The sequence below is a fragment of the Kribbella sp. NPDC051770 genome, assembly GCF_040681455.1.
Classification (GTDB): Bacteria; Actinomycetota; Actinomycetes; order Propionibacteriales; family Kribbellaceae; genus Kribbella.
Map to the genome: position 1 here is coordinate 17,093 of NZ_JBFAYT010000014.1, position 19,955 is coordinate 37,047.

17 protein-coding genes are annotated in these 19,955 nt (G+C 71.4%); 9 read left to right on the top strand and 8 right to left on the bottom strand.

Annotated features, from left to right (window positions below):
- Positions 1 to 100: 100 nt before the first annotated feature.
- Entirely contained in the window at positions 101 to 1,438 is a 1,338-nt protein-coding gene (locus AB0M01_RS33560; RefSeq protein WP_363676507.1) for a UDP-glucose/GDP-mannose dehydrogenase family protein, read from the top strand.
- 3 nt (positions 1,439 to 1,441) lie between these two features.
- Here the strand turns inward: AB0M01_RS33560 and AB0M01_RS33565 are convergent, their stop codons facing one another.
- The 3 genes from AB0M01_RS33565 to AB0M01_RS33575 all read right to left on the bottom strand — a co-directional run bounded on the left by AB0M01_RS33565 (position 1,442) and on the right by AB0M01_RS33575 (position 4,423).
- A complete protein-coding gene (locus AB0M01_RS33565; RefSeq protein ID WP_363676508.1) occupies positions 1,442 to 2,662 on the bottom strand; it encodes an MFS transporter in 1,221 nt (406 codons plus the stop codon).
- An 80-nt stretch (positions 2,663 to 2,742) separates the two neighbouring features.
- Positions 2,743 to 3,240, bottom strand: a complete 498-nt coding sequence (gene purE / locus AB0M01_RS33570) for a 5-(carboxyamino)imidazole ribonucleotide mutase (protein WP_363676509.1) — start codon at positions 3,238 to 3,240, stop codon at positions 2,743 to 2,745.
- Positions 3,241 to 3,250: 10 nt separating this feature from the next.
- The gene (locus AB0M01_RS33575) at positions 3,251 to 4,423 is read right to left on the bottom strand and encodes a 5-(carboxyamino)imidazole ribonucleotide synthase (RefSeq protein ID WP_363676510.1); all 1,173 of its coding nucleotides are present in this window, start codon (positions 4,421 to 4,423) and stop codon (positions 3,251 to 3,253) included.
- Positions 4,424 to 4,576: 153 nt separating this feature from the next.
- Here AB0M01_RS33575 and AB0M01_RS33580 point away from each other — a divergent pair, with 153 nt between their 5' ends.
- Positions 4,577 to 5,143, top strand: a complete 567-nt coding sequence (locus AB0M01_RS33580) for a GtrA family protein (protein ID WP_363676511.1) — start codon at positions 4,577 to 4,579, stop codon at positions 5,141 to 5,143.
- Between the two features lie 10 nt (positions 5,144 to 5,153).
- Here the strand turns inward: AB0M01_RS33580 and AB0M01_RS33585 are convergent, their stop codons facing one another.
- Entirely contained in the window at positions 5,154 to 5,576 is a 423-nt protein-coding gene (locus AB0M01_RS33585) for a hypothetical protein (RefSeq protein WP_363676512.1), read from the bottom strand.
- 302 nt (positions 5,577 to 5,878) lie between these two features.
- Between AB0M01_RS33585 and AB0M01_RS33590 the strand changes: the two genes are divergently transcribed.
- The 3 genes from AB0M01_RS33590 (at position 5,879) to AB0M01_RS33600 (ending at position 10,453) form a co-directional block, all read left to right on the top strand.
- Positions 5,879 to 6,787, top strand: coding sequence for a helix-turn-helix transcriptional regulator (locus tag AB0M01_RS33590; RefSeq protein ID WP_363676513.1), 909 nt, complete (start codon positions 5,879 to 5,881; stop codon positions 6,785 to 6,787).
- 177 nt (positions 6,788 to 6,964) lie between these two features.
- The gene (locus AB0M01_RS33595) at positions 6,965 to 9,484 is read left to right on the top strand and encodes a S8 family serine peptidase (protein ID WP_363676514.1); all 2,520 of its coding nucleotides are present in this window, start codon (positions 6,965 to 6,967) and stop codon (positions 9,482 to 9,484) included.
- Positions 9,485 to 9,571: 87 nt separating this feature from the next.
- Entirely contained in the window at positions 9,572 to 10,453 is an 882-nt protein-coding gene (locus tag AB0M01_RS33600) for an LLM class flavin-dependent oxidoreductase (RefSeq protein WP_363676515.1), read from the top strand.
- A 75-nt stretch (positions 10,454 to 10,528) separates the two neighbouring features.
- Here the strand turns inward: AB0M01_RS33600 and AB0M01_RS33605 are convergent, their stop codons facing one another.
- The 3 genes from AB0M01_RS33605 to AB0M01_RS33615 are packed head-to-tail and all read right to left on the bottom strand — an operon-like array spanning position 10,529 to position 14,259.
- A complete protein-coding gene (locus AB0M01_RS33605) occupies positions 10,529 to 10,978 on the bottom strand; it encodes a MarR family winged helix-turn-helix transcriptional regulator (protein WP_363676516.1) in 450 nt (149 codons plus the stop codon).
- A gap of 32 nt (positions 10,979 to 11,010) precedes the next feature.
- Positions 11,011 to 11,442 carry an SRPBCC family protein gene (locus AB0M01_RS33610; RefSeq protein WP_363676517.1) on the bottom strand — a complete coding sequence of 144 codons (432 nt, stop codon included), beginning with the start codon at positions 11,440 to 11,442 and terminating at the stop codon, positions 11,011 to 11,013.
- Between the two features lie 39 nt (positions 11,443 to 11,481).
- Positions 11,482 to 14,259, bottom strand: coding sequence for an AAA family ATPase (locus tag AB0M01_RS33615; RefSeq protein ID WP_363676518.1), 2,778 nt, complete (start codon positions 14,257 to 14,259; stop codon positions 11,482 to 11,484).
- A gap of 179 nt (positions 14,260 to 14,438) precedes the next feature.
- Here AB0M01_RS33615 and AB0M01_RS33620 point away from each other — a divergent pair, with 179 nt between their 5' ends.
- The 4 genes from AB0M01_RS33620 to AB0M01_RS33635 are packed head-to-tail and all read left to right on the top strand — an operon-like array spanning position 14,439 to position 18,139.
- A complete protein-coding gene (locus AB0M01_RS33620) occupies positions 14,439 to 15,368 on the top strand; it encodes an AraC family transcriptional regulator (RefSeq protein WP_363676519.1) in 930 nt (309 codons plus the stop codon).
- 56 nt (positions 15,369 to 15,424) lie between these two features.
- A complete protein-coding gene (locus AB0M01_RS33625; protein WP_363676520.1) occupies positions 15,425 to 16,561 on the top strand; it encodes a hypothetical protein in 1,137 nt (378 codons plus the stop codon).
- Between the two features lie 29 nt (positions 16,562 to 16,590).
- On the top strand, positions 16,591 to 17,415 hold the full coding sequence (locus AB0M01_RS33630) for an alpha/beta hydrolase (protein ID WP_363676521.1): 825 nt from the start codon (positions 16,591 to 16,593) through the stop codon (positions 17,413 to 17,415).
- A gap of 10 nt (positions 17,416 to 17,425) precedes the next feature.
- Positions 17,426 to 18,139 carry an alpha/beta hydrolase gene (locus AB0M01_RS33635; protein WP_363676522.1) on the top strand — a complete coding sequence of 238 codons (714 nt, stop codon included), beginning with the start codon at positions 17,426 to 17,428 and terminating at the stop codon, positions 18,137 to 18,139.
- Between the two features lie 568 nt (positions 18,140 to 18,707).
- On the opposite strand, the gene AB0M01_RS33640 is transcribed toward AB0M01_RS33635, so the two are convergent.
- Positions 18,708 to 19,880 (bottom strand): low temperature requirement protein A, encoded by a 1,173-nt coding sequence (locus AB0M01_RS33640; protein WP_363676523.1) that lies wholly within the window; start codon positions 19,878 to 19,880, stop codon positions 18,708 to 18,710.
- Positions 19,881 to 19,955: the final 75 nt, after the last annotated feature.

Here is a 19,955-nt window from a genome sequence, read left to right on the forward strand (position 1 = left end):
CCTCCCGGCACCGGAAAGTGACGTACGGCGCACCCGGAGGTACTTGCGCGGGACCAGAGCCGTTCACCGGCCGGCCACCCGCCTCGGTAGAGTCGCCCGCATGACTGAGACGCCCACCGGCTCGCTGCGGATCGCGGTGATCGGGACCAACTACCTCGGGGCCAACACCGCCGCCGGCATGGCCGAGTTCGGCTTCGACGTGATCGGCGTCGAGATCGACGAGCACCGGCTGAAGCTGCTCAACGACGGCAAGGCCCCGCTGTACGAGCCGGGGCTCGACCCGTTGCTGAAGAAGCACGTGGAGTCCGGGCGGCTGCGCTTCACCAAGGACTACCGCGAGATCGCCGACTGGGCCGACGTGCACTTCATCTGCGTGGGGACGCCGCAGACCGAGGGCAGCGACGCCGCCGATCTGGCCCAGGTGAACTCGGTCGTCGACATGCTCGCCCCGCTGCTCACCCGGCCGACGCTGGTCGTCGGGCGGTCGACCGTCCCGGTCGGTACGTCGAAGGTCGTCGAGCAGCGCTTCCACACCGAGGCTCCGGCCGGGACCGGCGTCGAGATCGCTTGGCAGCCGGAGTTCCTGCGCGAGGCGCACGGCGTCGACGACACGCTGCACCCGGACCGGCTGGTCTTCGGCGTACAGACGGACGGCGCCGAGAAGACGCTGCGGCAGGTGTTCGCGACCCCGATCGCCGAGGGCACGCCGGTCGTGGTCTGCAACCTGCCGACCGCGGAGCTGGTCAAGGGCGGCGCGAACGCCTTCCTGGCCACGAAGATCTCGTTCATCAACGCGCTGTCGGAGATGGCCGACGCGACCGGCGCCGACGTCACCCAGCTGGCCGACGCGCTCGGTTTCGACAAGCGGATCGGCCGCGGGATGCTCAATGCCGGACCCGGGTACGGCGGCGGCTGCCTGCCGAAGGACCTGCGCGCGTTCATGGCCCGGGCCGGTGAACTCGGGGTCGAGGAGGTCATCACGCTGCTGCGCGAGGTCGACGACATCAACTACCGGCGCCGCGCCCGCATCGTCGACGTCACCCACGAGCTGCTCGGCGCCGAGTGGGTCGGCCGCAACGTCACGGTGCTCGGCGCCGCGTTCAAGGCGGGTACGGACGACGTCCGGGACTCGCCCGCGCTCGACGTGGCCGGCCGGATCCAGCTGCACGGCGCGACGGTCACCGTGTACGACCCGGAGGCGATGGAGAACGCGCGGCGCGTCCGCCCGACGCTCCGGTACGCCGCCTCGGCGATCGAGGCCTGTGAGGGCGCGCACCTGGTGCTGCACCTGACCGAGTGGCCGGAGTTCCGCGCGCTCGACCCGGTCGGGCTGAAGGACGTCGTCGCCGCGCCGGTCATGCTGGACGCGCGCCTGGTGCTGGACTCGGCGAAGTGGCGCGAGGCGGGCTGGACCTACCGGGCGCCCGGCAAGCCGTAGTACTCAGGCGACGGTGGCGTCGCGCATCACCGGGCGGGTCAGCGCGAAGAACCCGATCAGTGCCGTCAGGACGCTGATGCCCAGCAGGACCCCGGTGATGCCGATCCCGTCGAGGTCGGTGAAGAAACCGAGCAGCGGGTTCATGATCACCAGCGCCAGGCTCTGACACAGGACGACGACCGACTGCAGCCGGGACTGGTACTCCTTCTCGACCGAGTTCATCAGCAGCGGCAGCAGGTGCCCGGTGAACGTACCGACGCCGAGACCGCTGATGATCGCCGCGGCCATCGTCAGCGGCAGCGGGTCCAGGAAGGCGAGCCCGAGGAACCCGATCGAGGCCAGCAGCAACCCCACCGCGGCCACCAGACCGGGGCGCTGGAAGGCCCCGCGCATCAGGATCCGCAGCGCGATCAGCCCGACCCCGAGGCTGCGGACCGCGATCAGCAGCGAGGCGCGGCCGGCGTCCCAGCCGTGATCGCGGGCCAGCAACGGCAGCAGCAGGGCGTCCATCGGCATCAGCAGACCGGCCGCGAGCGTCATCGTGACCAGCAGGGTCCGCGTCAGCGGGCGCCCGAGCGCGACCTTGAGGCCTTCTGCGATCGAGCGGAACATCCCGGTGGTCATCTTCGGCGGCGGCGCGATCGCCTTGCCCATCACGATCAGCACCACGATCATCACCGCGAAGGTCAGCGCGTCGAAGCCGGCCGCGGCGGTCAGCCCGGCCCAGGCGACCAGTGCGCCACCGACAGCGGCACCGATCACGGCGAAGACCATGCCGGTGACCTGGAAGCTGGCCATCGCCCGGGGAATCTGCGCGGCCGGGACCAGCAGCCGCGGCATCGAGCGGGACGACGGCAGGAAGAACGCGTCGATCACGCCGACCAGCAGCGCGGTGCCGAGCAGCAGCCAGACCGGCTCGTCGATGGCGATCGTCACGGGGACCAGGACCGCGGTCAGCACGAACATCGCCGTACAGCTCACCAGCAGAACCCGCGGAGCACCGAACCGGTCGCCGATCGCGCCGCCGATCAGCAGCAGCGCGGCCCGCGGTGCCGCCGCGAGCAGCAGCACCAGGCCGGCGATCTGCCCGCCGTAGTGGCTGGCCGACCAGCCGATGGCGAACGTCATCGTGATGTCGCCGAGTAGCGACACAGCGGCACCGAGCAGCCAGATCCAGTAACGGACCGGGATGCGCTCAGTATCCGGTTCTGCGGGCGGAGTCACGATCGACGACCTTAGACGACAATGGTTGGGATCTCACGGCTACCCGCCCCGAGGCTGTGGAAAACCGTCTGGGGTGGGCTTTAACGCAGCTCTTCGGCGCCGTCACGCACCGCAGCGCCCTTGGCCCGGGCGAGGTCGGCCAGCGAGTCCTGGAAGTCGGTCATCTTCTTCAGCAGCTCCGGGTCGTGCGCCGCCAGGATCCGTACGGCGAGCAGCCCCGCGTTGCGGGCGTTGCCGATCGACACGGTGGCCACCGGTACGCCGGCCGGCATCTGCACGATCGACAGCAGCGAGTCCATCCCGTCCAGGTACTTCAGCGGCACCGGTACGCCGACCACCGGCAGCGGCGTCACCGCGGCCAGCATGCCCGGCAGGTGCGCCGCGCCGCCGGCGCCGGCGATCAGCACCTTGAGGCCGCGCCCGTGCGCCGCCCGCCCGTACTCGATCATCTCCACCGGCATCCGGTGCGCGGAGATCACGTCCGCCTCGAAGGTGACGCCGAACTCGGCGCAGACCTCCGCGGCGGCCTTCATCACCGGCCAGTCGGAGTCCGATCCCATCACGATGCCCACGCTCATGGCCGGTTCCTCACTCGTCGATCGTGCCGGTCAGGTACGCCGCGGCGTGCCGCGCGCGTTCGCGGACCTCGTCGAGGTCGTCGCCGTACGCCGTGACGTGGCCGACCTTGCGGCCCGGTTTCACGGACTTGCCGTAGAAGTGCACCTTCAGCCCGGGGTCGCGGGCCATGCAGTGCAGCAGCCCCAGGTGCATGTCCTCGACGTCGCCGCCGAGCACGTTCACCATCACCGTGTACGGCGCCCGCGCGGCCGGGGAGCCCAGCGGCAGGTCCAGCACGGCGCGGAGGTGGTTCTCGAACTGGCTGGTGACGGCGCCCTCGATCGACCAGTGGCCGGTGTTGTGCGGGCGCATCGCGAGCTCGTTGACCAGCAGCCGCCCGTCGCGGGCCTCGAACATCTCGACCGCGAGGATGCCGACGACGCCGAGCTCACCGGCGATCCGCAGCGCGGTCTGCTGGGCCTGGGCGGCCTGGTCGGGGTCGAGGTCCGGCGCGGGCGCGGTCACCTCGACGCAGATGCCGTCCTTCTGGACCGACTCGACGACCGGGTAGGCGACCGCCTGGCCGTGCGGGCTGCGGGCGACGATCGCGGACAGCTCGCGGACGAAGTCGACCTTCTCCTCGGCCAGGATCGGTACGCCGGAGGAGAACGCCTGTGCCACCGCGGCGGCGTCCGGGCCGTCGACGACCCAGACGCCCTTGCCGTCGTACCCGCCGCGGGTGGTCTTGAGGATGATCGGGAAGCCGCCGACGCGCTTGGCGAAGTCCTCGACGTCGGCGGGCGAGGCAACCACCTGGTGCGCCGGTGCGGGCGCGTCGATGGTGTCCAGCCGCTGCCGCATCACCGCCTTGTCCTGAGCGTGCACGAGCGCGTCCGGACCGGGCCGGACGGCGACGCCCGCGGCCTCCAGCTCACGCAGCAGCTCGGTCGGTACGTGCTCGTGGTCGAAGGTGATCACGTCGGCCTCGGCGGCGAACGCCTTGACCGTGGCCGGGTCGCGGTAGTCGCCGACCGGCGCGTCGGCCACCGCCTGCGCCGCCGACACGGCCGGGCCCTCGGCCAGCACCCGGAGCTGGATGCCCAGCGCGACCGCCGACTCCTGCGTCATCCGGGCCAGCTGCCCGCCGCCGACCATGCCCACCACGGGAGTCCCGACCGGGAGGTCTTTTCGCTCGAACTTCACCCGCCTGAGCCTAGTCGTTGCCCTCCGGCCCGCTTACATCACCCGGCGCGAGGCGGCCACTGCGGCGCGCGGGCGATTTTCGTGTCGGCCCCTGCTCCGGGTACCGTGAAAGGTGCCCCGCGATCGCCCGTTCACAGAGAGTCCACTGGTCCGTTGAAGATCTTCACCACGCTGTACCGCCAGGTCGAGCACCTGGTGCACGAAGTGGCCAAGTTCGGGCTGGTCGGTCTGCTCGGCATGGTCGTCGACCTGCCGATCTACAACTGGCTGGTGTTCAACAACCCGCTGGTCGTGTTCGGGACGCACGGTGACGGGATGCTGCACGACCGGCCGGTGACGGCGAAGTTCATCTCGGTCACCGTCGCCACCGTCGCGACGTACCTGGGCAACCGGCACTGGACCTGGCGGCACCGCGAGCGCACCGGGCTGCACCGCGAGTACGTGCTGTTCTTCGTGCTGAACGGCATCGGGCTGCTGATCTCGGCCGGCTGCCTCGGCTTCTCGCGCTACGTGCTGGACCTGCACAACGCGCTCGCCGACAACATCTCCGCGAACGTGATCGGCCTGGGCCTGGGCACGCTGTTCCGGTTCTGGTCCTACCGCAAGTGGGTCTTCCGCGAGGAGATCGCCCTCGACGAGGCCGAGCACCACCCGAAGGCCCCGGACTCCCCGGCCGCCCTCGACGCCGACAACACCGGCGACCTCCCCGTCGTCCGCTGACCCCGGACTTTCACACGTACGCCGGGAGCGCGGCGATCAGCTCACGCTCCTCGGCCACCAGTTCCAGCAGGCGCTCGGTGAATCCCTGAGTGAGGCGCTCCAGCGCGTCGCCGCGCAGGAACGCCGGGGCGAGCACCGGGCCGTCCGCGATGTCGGTGATCAGGCCCGTGCGGCCGGCGTCGATCAGCAGGTCGCCGGCGTCGGTGAGCGCGGAGCGGGCGATCGCGGTGGCCAGTTCCGGCGCCCGGAAGCGGTCGGCGAAGAACAGCGCCAGGCGCGGCTGCGGGCCGTCGTACAGGGCTGCGCGGGTGGACTCGTCGCCGGGGACCTGGTCGCCGTTGCGGCGCCAGTCGCCGTAGAAGGTGATCCAGTCGCCTGCCCAGGCGGCGATGTCGCCGCGGTTGATGCGGGTGCAACTGGTTGATGTAGGCAATGGATTCGGCGGTCGAGTGCACCGGGTGGCTGATCCACGGCAGGTCGGCCGATGGCAGGAGCTCTGTCATGGCGGCCATCGTCGGGACGTTCGAGCCACGTCCGGTGGACGTGCGGTCGTCAGGAGCGGGCGGTGACCACCGTGTCGACCCGCGACCGAAGTGTCTGTTGCGTCAACTACTCGACCTTGTGGTGACCGCTGGAGTGAGATGGGCGCGTCGCGGTCACCGGTGGCGCTGAGCCGTTCCCTCGGTGGCGGTTGTCCTTCAGACTCGGCGGAGGGCTACTGCGGGAGGCGTCGTGGTGGGTGCCAGGCGGGAGTTGGCGCGGTTGTTGCGGTCGGGGCCGTTCGAGGCGGCGTTGGATGTGGCGATCGCGGCTTCTGGGCTGTCGTTGCGGGAGTTGTCGGAGCGCCTGGAGGTGGCGGGGGTTTCGGTGAGTCCGACGGCGTTGTCGTACTGGCGGCGGGGGCGGAGCCGGCCGGAGCGGGGGGCTTCGTTGGTTGCTCTGGGCAAGTTGGAGGAGATCCTCGGGGTGCCGGAGTGTGGGCTGGTCGCGTTGCTCGGTGGGCGGCGGCCGCGGGGGCGGTGGTTGGGGCATCCGCCGGGGACGTTGGACCGGTGGAAGCTGTGGCCGTCGACGGAGGCGTTGTTGACGGAGCTGGACGCGCCGCCGGACGGGCGGCTGGCGTACCTGAGCACGAACGACGTGCTGGTGGTGGACGAGGACAAGGAGATCCGGCGGCAGCGGGTTCGGCTGGTCGCGGAGGCGGCGGTCGAGGACGTCGATCGGTGCGTGGTCTACCACGAGCTCGAGGACCCGGAGGATCTCGTGCCGGAGCTGGTCGGGGTGGCGTTCGGGCGGCGGGGACGGGTGCGGTGCGATCTGACGACGCGGCAGTTCGTCGCCGAGTTCCTGTTCGACCGGCCGCTGCGGGTGGGAGAGCACACGGTCGTCGACTACGAGCTGCGGCTGCCGGTGAGTCAGCCGCTCGATCACTTCTACCGGCACTTCACCCGGCCCGGCGGCCTCTACACTCTGCAGCTGCGGTTCCTCGGCCGGCAGCCGGCCTGGATCCGCCGGTACGAACGCACCGGGGCCGACGGCCCCGATCGGCTGGTCGGCGACCTGTGGCTGGGCGGGTCGGGGACCACGTCCCTGGTCGTCCCGCAAGTCAGATCGGGGACGGTCGGCGTTCGCTGGCTGTGGTGAAGGCTCCCAAAACCCCGTAAATCTGTTCACACCAAGGGCCTCTGACCTGCGCGAACACCTGCCCCGAACGAGTCGTACGACGACCGAACAGTTTTCGGGCCGGGCCCGCCGCGCGCTGGCTACCTTCCTGCTGTCCCGGCGACCCACCGGGGCATCCCGCCCAAGGAGGTAGTACTGATGCGCTTCTCGCGAAGATCCGCAGTCCTGCTGGCCGTCACGCTCGCCGTCACGGTGACCACCGCACTGCCCGGCCAGGCCGCCGAGCCCGAAGGCGTCGTCGACCGGTCGGCGAAGCAGCCGGTCGCCGGCGTCTACCTGGTCAAGCTGAAGCCGGGCGCGACCCGCTCCGCTGCGCTCGCCCCGGACCTGTCCGCCCGGTACGGCGGCGACGTGAAGTACACGTTCGCCAAGGTGATGAACGGGTTCGTGCTGAAGAACCTGTCCGACCGGCAGGCCCGTCGGCTGGCCGCTGACCCGGCCGTCGAAGCCGTCGTCCAGTCCGGTACGGCGCACGCGGCCGACACCCAGGACAACCCGCCGAACTGGGGCCTGGACCGGATCGACCAGCGCAACCAGCCGCTGGACAAGAAGTACACCTACCCCGCGCACGGCGGTGCCGGCGTCAACATCTACGTCGTCGACACCGGGATCCGCTACTCCCACCAGGAGTTCGAGGGCCGGGCCAAGTACGCCGCGGACTTCGTCGAGCCGCCGACCAACGGTGAGGACTGCGACCGGGTGAAGAGCCACGGCACGCACGTCGCCGGGATCGCGGCCGGCAAGACCCGCGGCGTCGCGAAGAAGGCGAACCTGTGGTCGGTGCGCATCCTGAACTGCCAGTCCAGCGGCCAGGACGTCGACATCGTCGCGGCCGCCGACTGGCTGGCCCAGAACGCGAAGAAGCCGGCTGTCGCCAACCTCAGCGTGTACGCCGACAACCCGTCGATCGGTGTGGACGCGATCAAGGGCGCGATCGCCAACGGCGTGCACTGGGCGCTGATCACCGGCAACAACGGCGGCAACGCCTGCGACTACGGGCCCGGTGGCCGCGTCGAGACCGGCATCCGGACCGCGAACGCGACCAGCTCCGACGGTCGCGCCTCGGACTCCAACGACGGCCCGTGCACCGACCTGTTCGCGCCGGGCAGCAACATCAACTCGTCGGTGAACTCGTCCGACTCGTCGTACGGCCAGTTGTCCGGTACGTCGATGGCCGCGCCGCACGTCGCCGGCGCGGTCGCGTTGCGTCTGCACGACCAGCCGAACGCGACGCCCGCGCAGGTGAAGCAGTGGATCGTCGACAACGCGACCACCGGCAAGATGACCGGAATCCGGCAGGGCACGCCGAACCGGCTGCTGTACGTGCCGAACGCGGACACCCCGCCGCCGACCGGCGACTTCGTGGTCAGCGCCGACCCGTCGTCGGGATCGGTCCAGGCCGGCAACGCGGTGAGTACGACGGTGAAGGTGTCGGCCGCCACGGGCTTCGCGGGTCCGGCGGTCGTCGGCGGTCAGCAGACGACGGTTGCCAAGTACCCCTACATCATCTCCCAGCACCGCACCGGCGGCGCGCGCCCGACCGAGCAGTCCTGCACCGGCACGGTCGTTGCCAAGCGCAAGGTTCTGATCGCCGCGCACTGCAAGTTCGCCGCGGGTGACCCGAAGTACCTGGTCTACGGCCGCGACGACCTCGCGGACACCAGCAAGGGCGTCCGGATCGAGATCGCCGACTACCTCACGCATCCCAACTACAACGCGAACGACGGCTGGCGGACCGGGTGGGACGTCGCGGTGATCACCACCACGACCGACATCCCGACCCCGGCCGGGATGGCCTACCCGGCGGTCGCGCGGTCGAGCGACAACCTGCTGCTCGGGACGATGGGCACGGCGATCGGCTACGGCAAGTCCGACGCGCAGGACGCCCAGCGCAACACCAAGCTGTACGAGGCCGTGCTGCCCACCGTCGATGGCCAGAACTGCAACGCGTTCGCCGGTCACTTCGACGACCGCTACATGTTCTGCAACGGGTACGGCGACGCCGGCCGGCCGCACCTGTGCCAGGGCGACAGCGGTGGCCCGTACGTCCACAACGGCAAGGTGTACGGCGTCTTCTCCTGGCTGCGCACCGACTGCGCGTCGTACAACGCGCACGGGAAGCTCTGGGGCGTGATGGGCGACTGGGCCAACGAGCAGATCGGCGGCGGCACTCCGCCGGCCGGTGACATCACGCTCGCCGCGAGCGGGCTGCCGACCGGCGCGACGGCCGCGTTCAGCCCGAGCGCGGTGGAGCTCGGCGGCAGTTCGCAGCTCACCGTCAGCACCACCGCCGGTACGCCGGCCGGCGACTACGCGATCACGGTCACCGCGACTCGCGGCGCGATGACCGGGCAGGCGACGTACCGGCTGACCGTCACCGGTGGCGGCGGTCCGAGCACGCTGAAGCTGGCCACACCGGGCGCGCAGACCTCGGTCAAGGGCAAGCCGGCCAGTCTGCAGCTCACGGCGACCGGAGGGCGCGGCGGCAACACGTTCACCGCGACCGGGCTTCCGGGCGGTCTGTCCGTCAACCCGTCCACCGGTCTCGTCTCCGGGACCCCGACCGGCCAGGGCAACTTCCGCCCGACCGTGAAGGTCACCGACAGCTCCGGCGCCTCGGCGTCGGCGACGTTCTACTGGTTCGTCTTCCCGTTCTGAGGATCGGCCGGCCGTCCCTGCGCGGGGCGGCCGGTTGATTTGGTCATCAATCATGACTATCTTGATTGGTGACCAAAGGAGTGGGTGATGGGTGTGCTGTTCGGGGTTGCGGTGGAGCCCTCGGTGGACGTCACGCGGGTTCGGGCGGTCGCGGCGACGGCGGAGGACGCCGGGCTGGACCTGATCGGGGTGCAGGACCATCCGTACGTCGCGGAGTATCTCGACGCGTTCGTCGTGATCGGGGACCTGATCGCGCACACCGAGCGGATCGGGTTCTTCCCCGATGTGGCGAACCTGCCGTTGCGGCCGGCGGCGCAGCTGGCTCGGGTGGCCAGCTCGTTGAGCCTGGCGTCGGGCGGGCGGTTCCAGCTCGGGCTCGGCGCTGGTGGGTACTGGGACGCGATCACCTCGATGGGGGTCGAGCGGAAGACGCCGGCGGAGGCGTTGGCCGCGCAGGAGGAGGCGATCGCGTTGCTGCGGGCGTTGTGGCGGCCGGGGAAGGTCACCGCCTCGGGGGACTGGTACGGCGTCCGCGGGCTGGCCGGGCAGGAGCCGGCGCCGGGTGGGGTGGAGATCTGGCTGGGATCGCAGGGCAAGCGGAGCCTGGCGCTGACCGGGAAGGTCGCGGACGGGTGGGCGGCGCCGATCCCGGCGTACCTGCCGTACGAGAAATGGGCCGAGGGCAACCAAATCGTCGATCGCGCGGCGGTGGAGGCCGGGCGGGATCCCAAGGCGATCCGGCGGTTCGCGCAGGTGGTGGGGACGGTCACTGGCGACGGCGCGAGAGGTGTGAAGGTGCACGGGGACGCGCCGGTCCGCGGCGGGGTGCAGGACTGGGTGGACGTGCTGAGCCGGTTCGCGGAGGACGGGTTTGACGGGTTCGTGCTGTGGCCCGAGGGTGATGCGCGGGAGCAGGCGCGGAGGTTCGGTGAGGAGGTCGCGCCGAAGGTGCGGGAGCGCCTCGGGTGAGCCGGCGGCGAAGGTGAGCCGCGGGCGAGGGCGAACCGGGGGCGAGGGTGAGCCGCGGGCGGGGCGCGCCTCGACTCAGCGCTGGTCGCGCTGGTTCGCGACGACCTTGCGAAAGGCGGCGAGGAAGCGGGCGTACTCCCGCGGGCCCAGCGCATCGCGGTGCCGCTCGCCGATCTCGGCCATGATCGCGTCGGCGGTCTGCATCTCGGCGCGGCCGCGGGCGGTCGGGACGACGAGCTTGGCGCGACGGTCGGCGGGGTCGGGACGGCGCTCGACGTAGCCGAGGGCCTCGAGCTCGTCGACGTTCTTGCCGACCACCTGCTTGTGCTGGCCCGACCGCCGAGCCAGCTCAGTCGCGCGGATGCCGTCAGCACGCAGATAAGCGAGGACAGCGCCGTGGCGAGGTGCGATGTCGTCGAAGCCGGCCTGGTGCAGGCGGCGGAACAGCTCGCCCTGGACCGAGAACAGCAACCGGCCGGCGAGCACGCCCAGGTCGGTGCCCTCGTCGCGGCGTTCGCCGTCCACCACTGCCTCCTCTGTCCAGAGTTGGCAGCACCCTACAAGGCGTCGAGGTGCCTCCGGGTCACGATCGAACGGTCCGTACGCCGCAGCAGCGCCGCCGGCCCCCGGGCGGATTCCTGGAGCACGACGCGGGTCCCGCCGCCGGGCTCGTCCAGCAGCAGCCAGGACTGGTAGAAGCTCAGCTCGTCGCTGACCGCGGCCCAGCCGAAGCGGTGCGGTGCGACCAGCTCGCCGACGATGCCGTCGAGGGTGTGCCGGTGGGTGGAGACCACGAAGCGGCAGCCGACGGCGACAGCGTCGACGAGCTGGACGTCCTGGACGTCGAGCTGCCAGACCGGCCAGCGTTCGACGTCGAGCAGGCACGCGAAGACGAACTGGATCGGTGCGGCCAGCACCCGTTGGTGGTCCACGAAACTGTCCGCGCAGTCCGGTCCCCAGCCGGGCGGCCAGTGGATGTCCGCGCTCATGCCGCCATCGTCGCGCTGATCGGTGCTGTTCAACATCTGTCAGATGACTGGCCGGGCTTGGTCGTACGCCGTGAGCGCGGCGCGCAGCGCCGCCCGGGAGGTGATCCCGAGCTTGGGGAAGATCTTGTAGAGGTGGTCGCCGACCGTCCGGTGCGAGATGAACAGCTGCTGCCCGATCTGCTTGTTGGTCAGCCCGCTGCTGGCCAGCTCGGCGATCTCGCGCTCCTGCGGGGTCAGCGGCGCCTGCGCGTCCGCGCCCGAGTGCCGCGTCATGCCGGTCGCCCGCAGCTCGGCTGCCGCCCGGTCCCGCCACGGGTCAGCACCGAGCCCAGCCAGTACGTCGTACGCCAGCGTCAGCTGGTCGCGGGCGGCGCTGGTGTCCCGCAGCCGCCGCAGACGTTCGCCGTGCACGAGTCGCACGCGGGCCAGGTCGAACGGCCACTGCTCCAGCTCCGGCCCCGACAGCGCCAGCTCGAACAGCTCCCGCATCCGCTCGTCATCAGCTGTCAACGCGCTCGCTGCGCGGCTCAGCAACTCCAAGCGTGGCGACAGCCTGCCCAGCGAGCCCATGACCTCAGCGTGAGCAGCAGCCTCGGCGCGGTGCCCGCTGTGCAGCCCGGCCTCGACCAGGTCCAGCCCGGACCACAGCGCCGTCGGGCGGTACCTGGTCAGCTCGCCCGGCCTGCTGACGCGCGCCGCGTGCCGGTACGCCGACTCGTAGTCGCCGGCGCCGACGTCGCACAGCGCCCGCGCCTGCGCGGCGAAGTACGTGATCCCCGCGGCCTGGTGCGCGACAGCTCGCCCGTTGAGCTCGTCGGTCATCCGGTGCACGGCCTCGGTCTCGCCGCGGCCGGCGGCGACCAGCGCGTGCACCCAGTGGAAGTACCAGTCGTAGAACCGCAGCCGGTGCTCGGCGCAGACCGTGATGCCCTCGTCGGCGTACGCCGCGGCGTCGGTCCAGCGGCCGCTGACGAAGCCGTCGATCCCGAGGTGCAGGAGCGCGCCGATGTGCCGCTGGGCCGGTCCCTTACCGTCCCGCCGCGAGCGGGTGAACTCGCGTTCGGCCCGCCGGAGCCGGGGCAGCCGGTCCGCGAACACGGCCGCGGTGCCGATCCGGATCAGCCGGGTCGGGTCCTCGTCGTCGGCCGTGTCGATCAGCGCGTCCAGTACGGCGACGTCCTCGCCGGTCGCCCGGGCGGGATCGGCGAACACGGTCGCGTTCACCCGCAGCAGCGGCGGCGGCTCCGGGACCAGGCGGCCGACCAGGGCGTGGAAGGTCTGCCAAGCGCGGTCGGTGCCGACGTACCAGCTGATCAGGAGCAGGTTCTGCAGCGCCTCGATCAGGTCGGTGTCGTCGGCGGCGAAGCCGTGGTCGCCGGCCGCGATCGCCCCCGCCAGCAGCCGGTGCGCGGTCGGTACGTCGCCGTCGGCGTTGATCAGCAGGTGCGCCGCAGCCGATGCCGCAGGCAACGAGTTCGCGTCGAGGGCGCCGGACTTCCGGGCGTGGTCGAGCAGCCTGGTCGCGGTGGCCAGCTCGCCGCCGGCCTCGGCGCCCAGGTACGCGGCCTGGGCGAGCCGGCTGCTGGAGCAGGTCGGGTCGGCGCTCAGCTCGGCGGCCCGGGTCAGCGCGGCGATGGCGCCGATGACGTCGCCCTGGCGGACCAGGGCGCGGGCGGCCTCGTCGAGCTGGGTGGCGATCTCGGGGTCCGGAGCGGCGGCGGAGCCGGCCAGGTGCCAGACGCGGCGTTCCGGCGTACGGGCGACGCCGGCGAGCCGGCCGTGGGCCCAGCGGCGGTCGCGTTCGGAGGCAGCGGCGACGACCGCCGCACCGATCAGCGGGTGCCGGAAGGTCAGCCGGGTCGGGCCCAGCTGGACCAGCCGCTGCTCCTGCGCCGGGGCGAGGTCGTCGAGGTCGCAGGCGTCACCGCAGGCCGTCTCCAAGCGGGTGAGCTCGAGGCCGCCGCCGAGTGCGCCCAGCAGCATCATCAGCCGGCAGCGCTCGGGCAGGTTGCGGACCCGCGCGGTGAACATCACCTGCAGCCGCTCGGTCAGCGGCAGGACCTCCGGCAGCGTCGTGAAGTCGGCCCGCTGGTCGCTGTCGAGTGCGGACGGCAGCTCCAGCAGCGCCAGCGGGTTGCCGGCCGCCTCCTCCAGCAGGCGCTGCCGTACGGCGGGAGCCAGCTCCGGGAAGTGCAAGTCGACCAGCGCGCGGGCGGCCGGTGCGGTGAGCGGTGGCAGCACCAGCTCGGGCAGGCCGGCGTTGTGGAAGAAGCCGCGCTCCTCGGGCCGGCAGGCGGCCAGGACGACGATCGGGCTGCCGACCAGGCGCCGGGCGACGAACGCGATCACCTCGGCGCTGGCGCGGTCGACCCACTGCAGGTCGTCGAGCAGGATGACCAGCGGTGTCTCGGCCGCGACGGCGCGCAGCCAGAGCAGCGCGGCGTTGGAGACGACGAGCCGGTCGGGGACCGGACCGACCTCGAAACCGAGCGCGCAGCGGAGCGCCGTACGGTGGGCCGGACTCAGCGACTCGAGCTGGTCGCCGAGCGGGAAGAGCAGTTGGTTGAGCGCCGAGTAGCTGAACTCGGCCTCGAACTGGGCGCCGGCCGCGCGCAGCACGCGGTGCGGCGTACCGGCCGCGAACTCGTCTAGCAACGCGCTCTTGCCGACCCCGGCCTCACCCACCACCAGCAGAGCGCCCCCGCGGACTCCGGCATCATCGAAGTACGCCCGGACCGTGCCGAGGTCGTGCTCGCGGCCGATCAGCCGCTCCGCCTGGTCCACGGCGCCTGGTGGCAGGTGTTTGGGATAGTCCATTTAGGTGACTAAGCTCGTGGCCTTGGTGGTCGGGAGCAGGAAGGACGGATCGTGTCGCAGCTCGGAGGGGGTCGCGTCCACGCGCACAGCATCGCGCCGGTGCGCGCACCCCGGCCACGCCCGAGCGGTTCGATTCTCGACGGGATCGGTTCAGCGGGAGCGCTCGGCGGGGGCGGCTCGTGGACAGCGTGAGCCGGCTGGTCCGCCTGGCGCGGGTGCGCGGTGAGATCGACGTCCGCTGCCTGATCGCCGGCGGGTTCGCGATCGACCACCGGCCGGCCGCGCCCGGGCTGGTGCCCTTCCACCTCGTGCTCGCGGGCTCGTGCACGGTCAGCTCCGCGGACTTCTCGGTCGACCTGGAGGCCGGTGACCTGCTGCTGCTCCCGCAGGGCGACGCGCACTTGGTCGCCACGAAGTCCGATCGTTGCCTGGAGTACACCGAGACGGCCGGGCCGTCGATCCGGGTCCGGCGTACGGCGGACGCCGAGCCCGAGCTCGACCTGTTCTGCGGGCACTACCGCGTCGACGACGGCGCCGGGGCGCTGCTGTTCCGGCTGATGCCGCGGGTCGTGCACGTCTCGCTCGACCAGCCGGCGCAGGCGCTGGCCGAGATCCTCCGCGGCGAGGCGGCGTACGACGGGCCCGGTACCGAGGTGATCGTGTCGTCGCTGCTCGACGCGCTGCTCGCGATGGCGCTGCGCAGCCGGTCCGGGCAGCCGCCGGAGAGCCCGGCGCTGTGGACGGCGATCGGCGACGACGTCCTCGGCAAGGCGATCTGCGCCGTCGTCGACCGGCCGGGCGAGGCCTGGACGATCGACCGGCTCGCGGTCGAGGCCGCGATGTCGCGGGCGACGTTCCTGCGCCGCTTCAACGCCCGGACCGGTACGACGGTCGCGGCGCTGCTGACCGGGATCCGGATGATGGCGGCCGCCGAGCTGCTCGCGGACTCGGACCACTCGGTGTCGCGGGTCGCCCGGGAGGTCGGCTACCGCTCCGACTCGGCGTTCGGCCAGGCGTTCCGGGCCGCGCTCGGGATGCTGCCGTCGCAGTACCGCAAACAGGTCCGTCATCCGGAACCGTCGCCGGACAGGTCATCTGACGGGCCCTGATCGGGGCCGGTCGGCCGAGCATGGTTCTCGCTCGAGCACCGACCGACGGAGGACCAGTGACCACCCCGCACACAGCGACCACCCCGGCCGAGGACGACGGGGGAGCTGATCAGCCGGGCGGCCATCGGCCCGGCGGCGGGCGGGTGGAAGGCGGGCGCGAAGCAGGCAGGCATGACGCGGGCGGGCGCGAAGCAGGCGGGCGCGAAGCAGACAGGGAGGCGGGTGGGCCGGCCCGGGGACACGTCCCCGGCGGAGCCGGTCCGGAGCGGTTGCCGCTCAACACCTTCGCCATCGGGTTCGGCTTGGCGGGGCTCGCCGAGGTGTGGACGAACGCGGCTCCTGCTCTCGGGCTGCCCCGCGCCGTACCCCAGGCGTTCTGGGCGATCGCCGCGATCGCCTGGTGCTGGCTGATCGTCGCGCACGCCGTACGAGGTGCCCGGAGCTCGACCTCGCTCGCCCAGCAGCTCCATCACCCCGCGCAGGGATCACTCGCCTCGCTCGCCCCGGTGACCGCGATGCTGCTCGCCGGCGACCTCGCCACCTACTCGCTCGGCGCCGGGCGCGCCTTCTTCCTGCTCGCGCTGCTCGTCTCGACCGTCTTCGCCGCTTGGCGCCTCGCCTCCTGGTTCGAAGGCCAGCTCAACTTCGAGTCGATGCACCCCGGCTACCTGCTCCCGACCGTCGCCCCCGGGTTGGTCGGCGCCAGCTCCGCGGCCGGTGTCGGCTTCCGCGGCCTGGCCTGGGCGCTGTTCGGCGTCGGGATCTTCTTCACCGTCATCATGACCGCGATCCTCGTCCTGCGGCTCGCCTTCCACGCGCCGCTGGCCGACCCGCTGCTGCCGACCACCGCGATCCTGGTCGCGCCGCCCGCGGTCGCCGGGATCGCGTGGTTCGCGCTGAACGGCCGGGTCGTCGACGCGGTCGCGGAGGCGACCGCGGGCGTCGGCGTACTGCTCGTCCTGGTGCAGGTCGCGATGCTGCCGCGGTACCGCCGGCTGCATTTCTCGCTCGGGTTCTGGTCCTTCACCTTCCCCTTCGCCGCCGCGGTGGCGTGGACGGAGGAGTGGCTGGAGATCGAGGCGATGCCCGGCCGGCGCGTGGCGACCGGCGTGCTCGCCGTCCTGATGACCGCATTCATCGCAGCGATCGCAGTCGAGTCGCTGCGACTGGTCACCCGCCGACCTGGCCGGTGACCGCCGATCGAACCGAACGGAGAAAGACCATGCCCATGATCACCGGTGCTGACGGCAACGAGATCTTCTACAAGGACTGGGGATCGGGCCAACCGCTCGTCTTCAGCCACGGCTGGCCGCTGTCCTCGGACGACTGGGACACCCAGATGCTGTTCTTCGTCAGCCAGGGCTACCGGGTCGTCGCGCACGACCGCCGCGGCCACGGCCGGTCCGAGCAGGTGGCGACCGGTCACGACATGGACCACTACGCCGACGACCTGGCCGCGGTGACCGCGCACCTGGACCTGCAGGACGCCGTACACATCGGTCACTCGACCGGTGGCGGCGAGGTCGTCCGCTACCTGGCCCGGCACGGCGAGTCGCGGGTCGCCAAGGCGGTGCTGATGTCGGCGATCCCGCCGCTGATGCTGCAGACCGAGGCCAACCCGGGCGGTACGCCGATCAGCGTCTTCGACGACTTCCGCGCCCAGCTCGCCGCGAACCGCTCCGAGTTCTACCTGGCCGTTGCCTCCGGCCCCTTCTACGGCTTCAACCGGGACGGCGTCGAGAAGCGCGAGGCGCTGGTCCGCAACTGGTGGCGCCAGGGCATGGAGGGCGGCGCGAACGCGCACTACGAGGGGATCGGGGTGTTCTCCGAGACCGACTTCACCGAGGACCTGCCGAAGATCAGCGTGCCGACGCTGGTGCTGCACGGCGAGGACGACCAGGTCGTTCCGTACGCCGACTCGGCGCCGCTGACCGTCAAGCTGCTGCAGAACGGGACGCTGAAGTCGTTCCCGGGCTTCCCGCACGGGATGCCGACCACGCACGCCGACGTGATCAACGCCGAGATCCTCGACTTCATCAAGTCCTGAAGGGACCACCATGGGTGACAGGAACAAGCCGACCGTCGTACTGGTGCACGGTGCGTTCGCCGAGTCCGGCGGCTGGGGACCGGTCGCCGACCGGCTGCAGTCCGAGGGGCACCGCGTGATCGCGGCCCCGAACCCGCTGCGCTCGGTCGCGTACGACGCGGCGCAGGTCCGGGCGCTGATCAACACGATCGACGGCCCGGTCGTCCTGGTCGGGCACTCGTACGGCGGGATGGTGATCAGCAAGGCCGCGGCGGGCGCCGGCAACGTGTCCGCGCTCGTGTACGTCGCCGCGTTCGCGCCGGTGGAAGGCGAGAGCGGCGCGAGCCTGTCCGGGATGTTCCCCGGCAGCACGCTCGGCGAGACCCTGCGCCCGGTCCCGCTGCCGGACGGCAACCAGGACATGTACGTCGCGCCGGAGCTCTACCACCACCAGTTCGTCGCCGACGTCCCGGAGGAGCAGGCGCGCCTGATGGCGGCGACCCAGCGCCCGATCACCGCCGCGGCGCTGAACGAGCCGGCCGCCGGCGACCAGGCCTGGACGGAGATCCAGAGCTTCTTCCTGATCGCCGAGGCCGACCGCAACATCCCGGCCGCCGCCCACCACTTCATGGCCGACCGCGCCAAGGGCGAAGTGGTCTCCATCGAAGGCGCCTCCCACGCGGTCTTCGCCTCCCACCCGGATGAGGTCGCCGACCTGATCCTCCGGGCCGCCAAGACCAGCTGACCCTGTGGACGAAGGGCCGCCGCCCAGCACTCCCGCTTGTAAACTCAACGAGGAAAGGGCAGGCGGGCGGCGGCGCTCACTCAGCCGGACACAGCACCAGGCCCAGCGGCCGCGCACCGGCACCACTCCGCGCGGCCGCTGCCCTGGCGCCAACCCGCTGTCGCAGGCCAAGGCGAGCTCCCGCGGTTGGCGCCTGGACAGCTTCGGCCGCTTCGCGGTGATGTTGCCGGGGCCCGGCCGACGTTCTGCCGCCGGGCCGCGGAGCTACCCGAGGGGGTGGCCTCTGCTGTGCTGGTGCCGGGGCAACCTCGGTGGTCTCCGGGCTGAGGTCTCCGTCCGTGGATCCATCGCCGGCGACGAGGAGTCCGTGGCCGCTCAGGTGTGCTGGTCCTGCGCTGGGCGCAGGACCAGGCCCAGCGGCCGCGCACCGGCACCACTCCGCGCGGCCGCTGCCCTGGCGCCAACTGCTTGCCGCGCGGCGGACCGGTTGTCTGGGGAACCCGGCAGCAGGAACCACAGGCGGGAGCGGGGATGGACTGGCCGCGGGCAGTCTCCGCCGGCTACCTGCTCAGGTGTGCTGTTCCTGCGCCGGACGCAGGACCAGCACCGTGATCACCAAGGCCAGGACGATGGCGGTCAGGGCGAAGGGGATCGGGAGGATCGGGTCCAGCAGGACGAGTACGACGGCCGCGGGGATCACGGTGTTGACCACGCGGTCGGCGTACCGGCGGACGGCGATCAGCCAGATGCCGAGGACGAAGACGGCGATCGGGACGGTGACCGTGAAGGAGGCCGCGATGCTGCTGAGTTCGGTGTGGCCGGTGAGGGCGTCGATGGTGACCTCGATGCCGGCCGAGAAGGCGCCGGCGGCGGCGAAGACGAAGTAGTGGACGTAGCCGTAGCGGACCGAGTTCGCGAAGGTGGTGATCGACTTGTGGTGCGGGGGCCAGAAGTAGATCCACCACAGCGCGGCGGTGACCACCAGGGTGAGGACCGAGACCGAGATCAGCGGGCCCAGGGCGACGTCGTCGTGCAGGGCCTCGATGATCGCGTTGGCCGAGCCGAGCAGGCTCTCGCCGAGGAGGATCAGGGCGAAGAGGCCGTAGCGCTCGGTGATGTGGTGCGGGTGCCAGGGGGTGACGCCGCCCTTCTCGGCGACGACCGGGATGGCCAGTTCGGCGGCGATCAGCACCAGCAGGGCAACGGCGTGGGCGGGCCCGGAGAGCGTGAGCTGGAGCAGCCAGAAGACCTGGGTGAAGACGATGCCGGCCGCGTAGATCCGGGTCGTCGTACGCAGCGGATCCGGGTTGCGGGAGGCGCGCAGCCACTGGGCGACCATCGCGATCCGCATCACGACGTAGCTGAAGACCATCACGTGGTAGTCGCCCTCGGCGAACGCCGGGCCGATCCCGGCCGCGAGGACGAGCACGCCGCCCATCTGCACGAAGGTGAGCACCCGGTACAGCCAGTCGTCGGTGGCGAACGATGTGGCGAACCAGGTGAAGTTCATCCAGGCCCACCAGATGCTGAAGAACACCAGCCCGTAGTTGAGCAGCCCGTCGACGACGTGCCCCTCGCTGAGCGTGTGGTGGAACTCCGAGGCCGCGATGCTCACCGCGACCACGAAGACCAGGTCGAAGAACAGCTCCAGCGAGGAGGCGGTCCGGCCGGGCTCGCCCGGGTCGCGCGGCCGCATCGGCACCAGCCGGAACCGGGTGGGGGCGAGTGACGGTGTGGTCACGACGAACTCCGTTCGAACGAGAGACCTGATGGTCATAATCTGTGACAGTAATAGATCATGACCATCAGGTCGTCC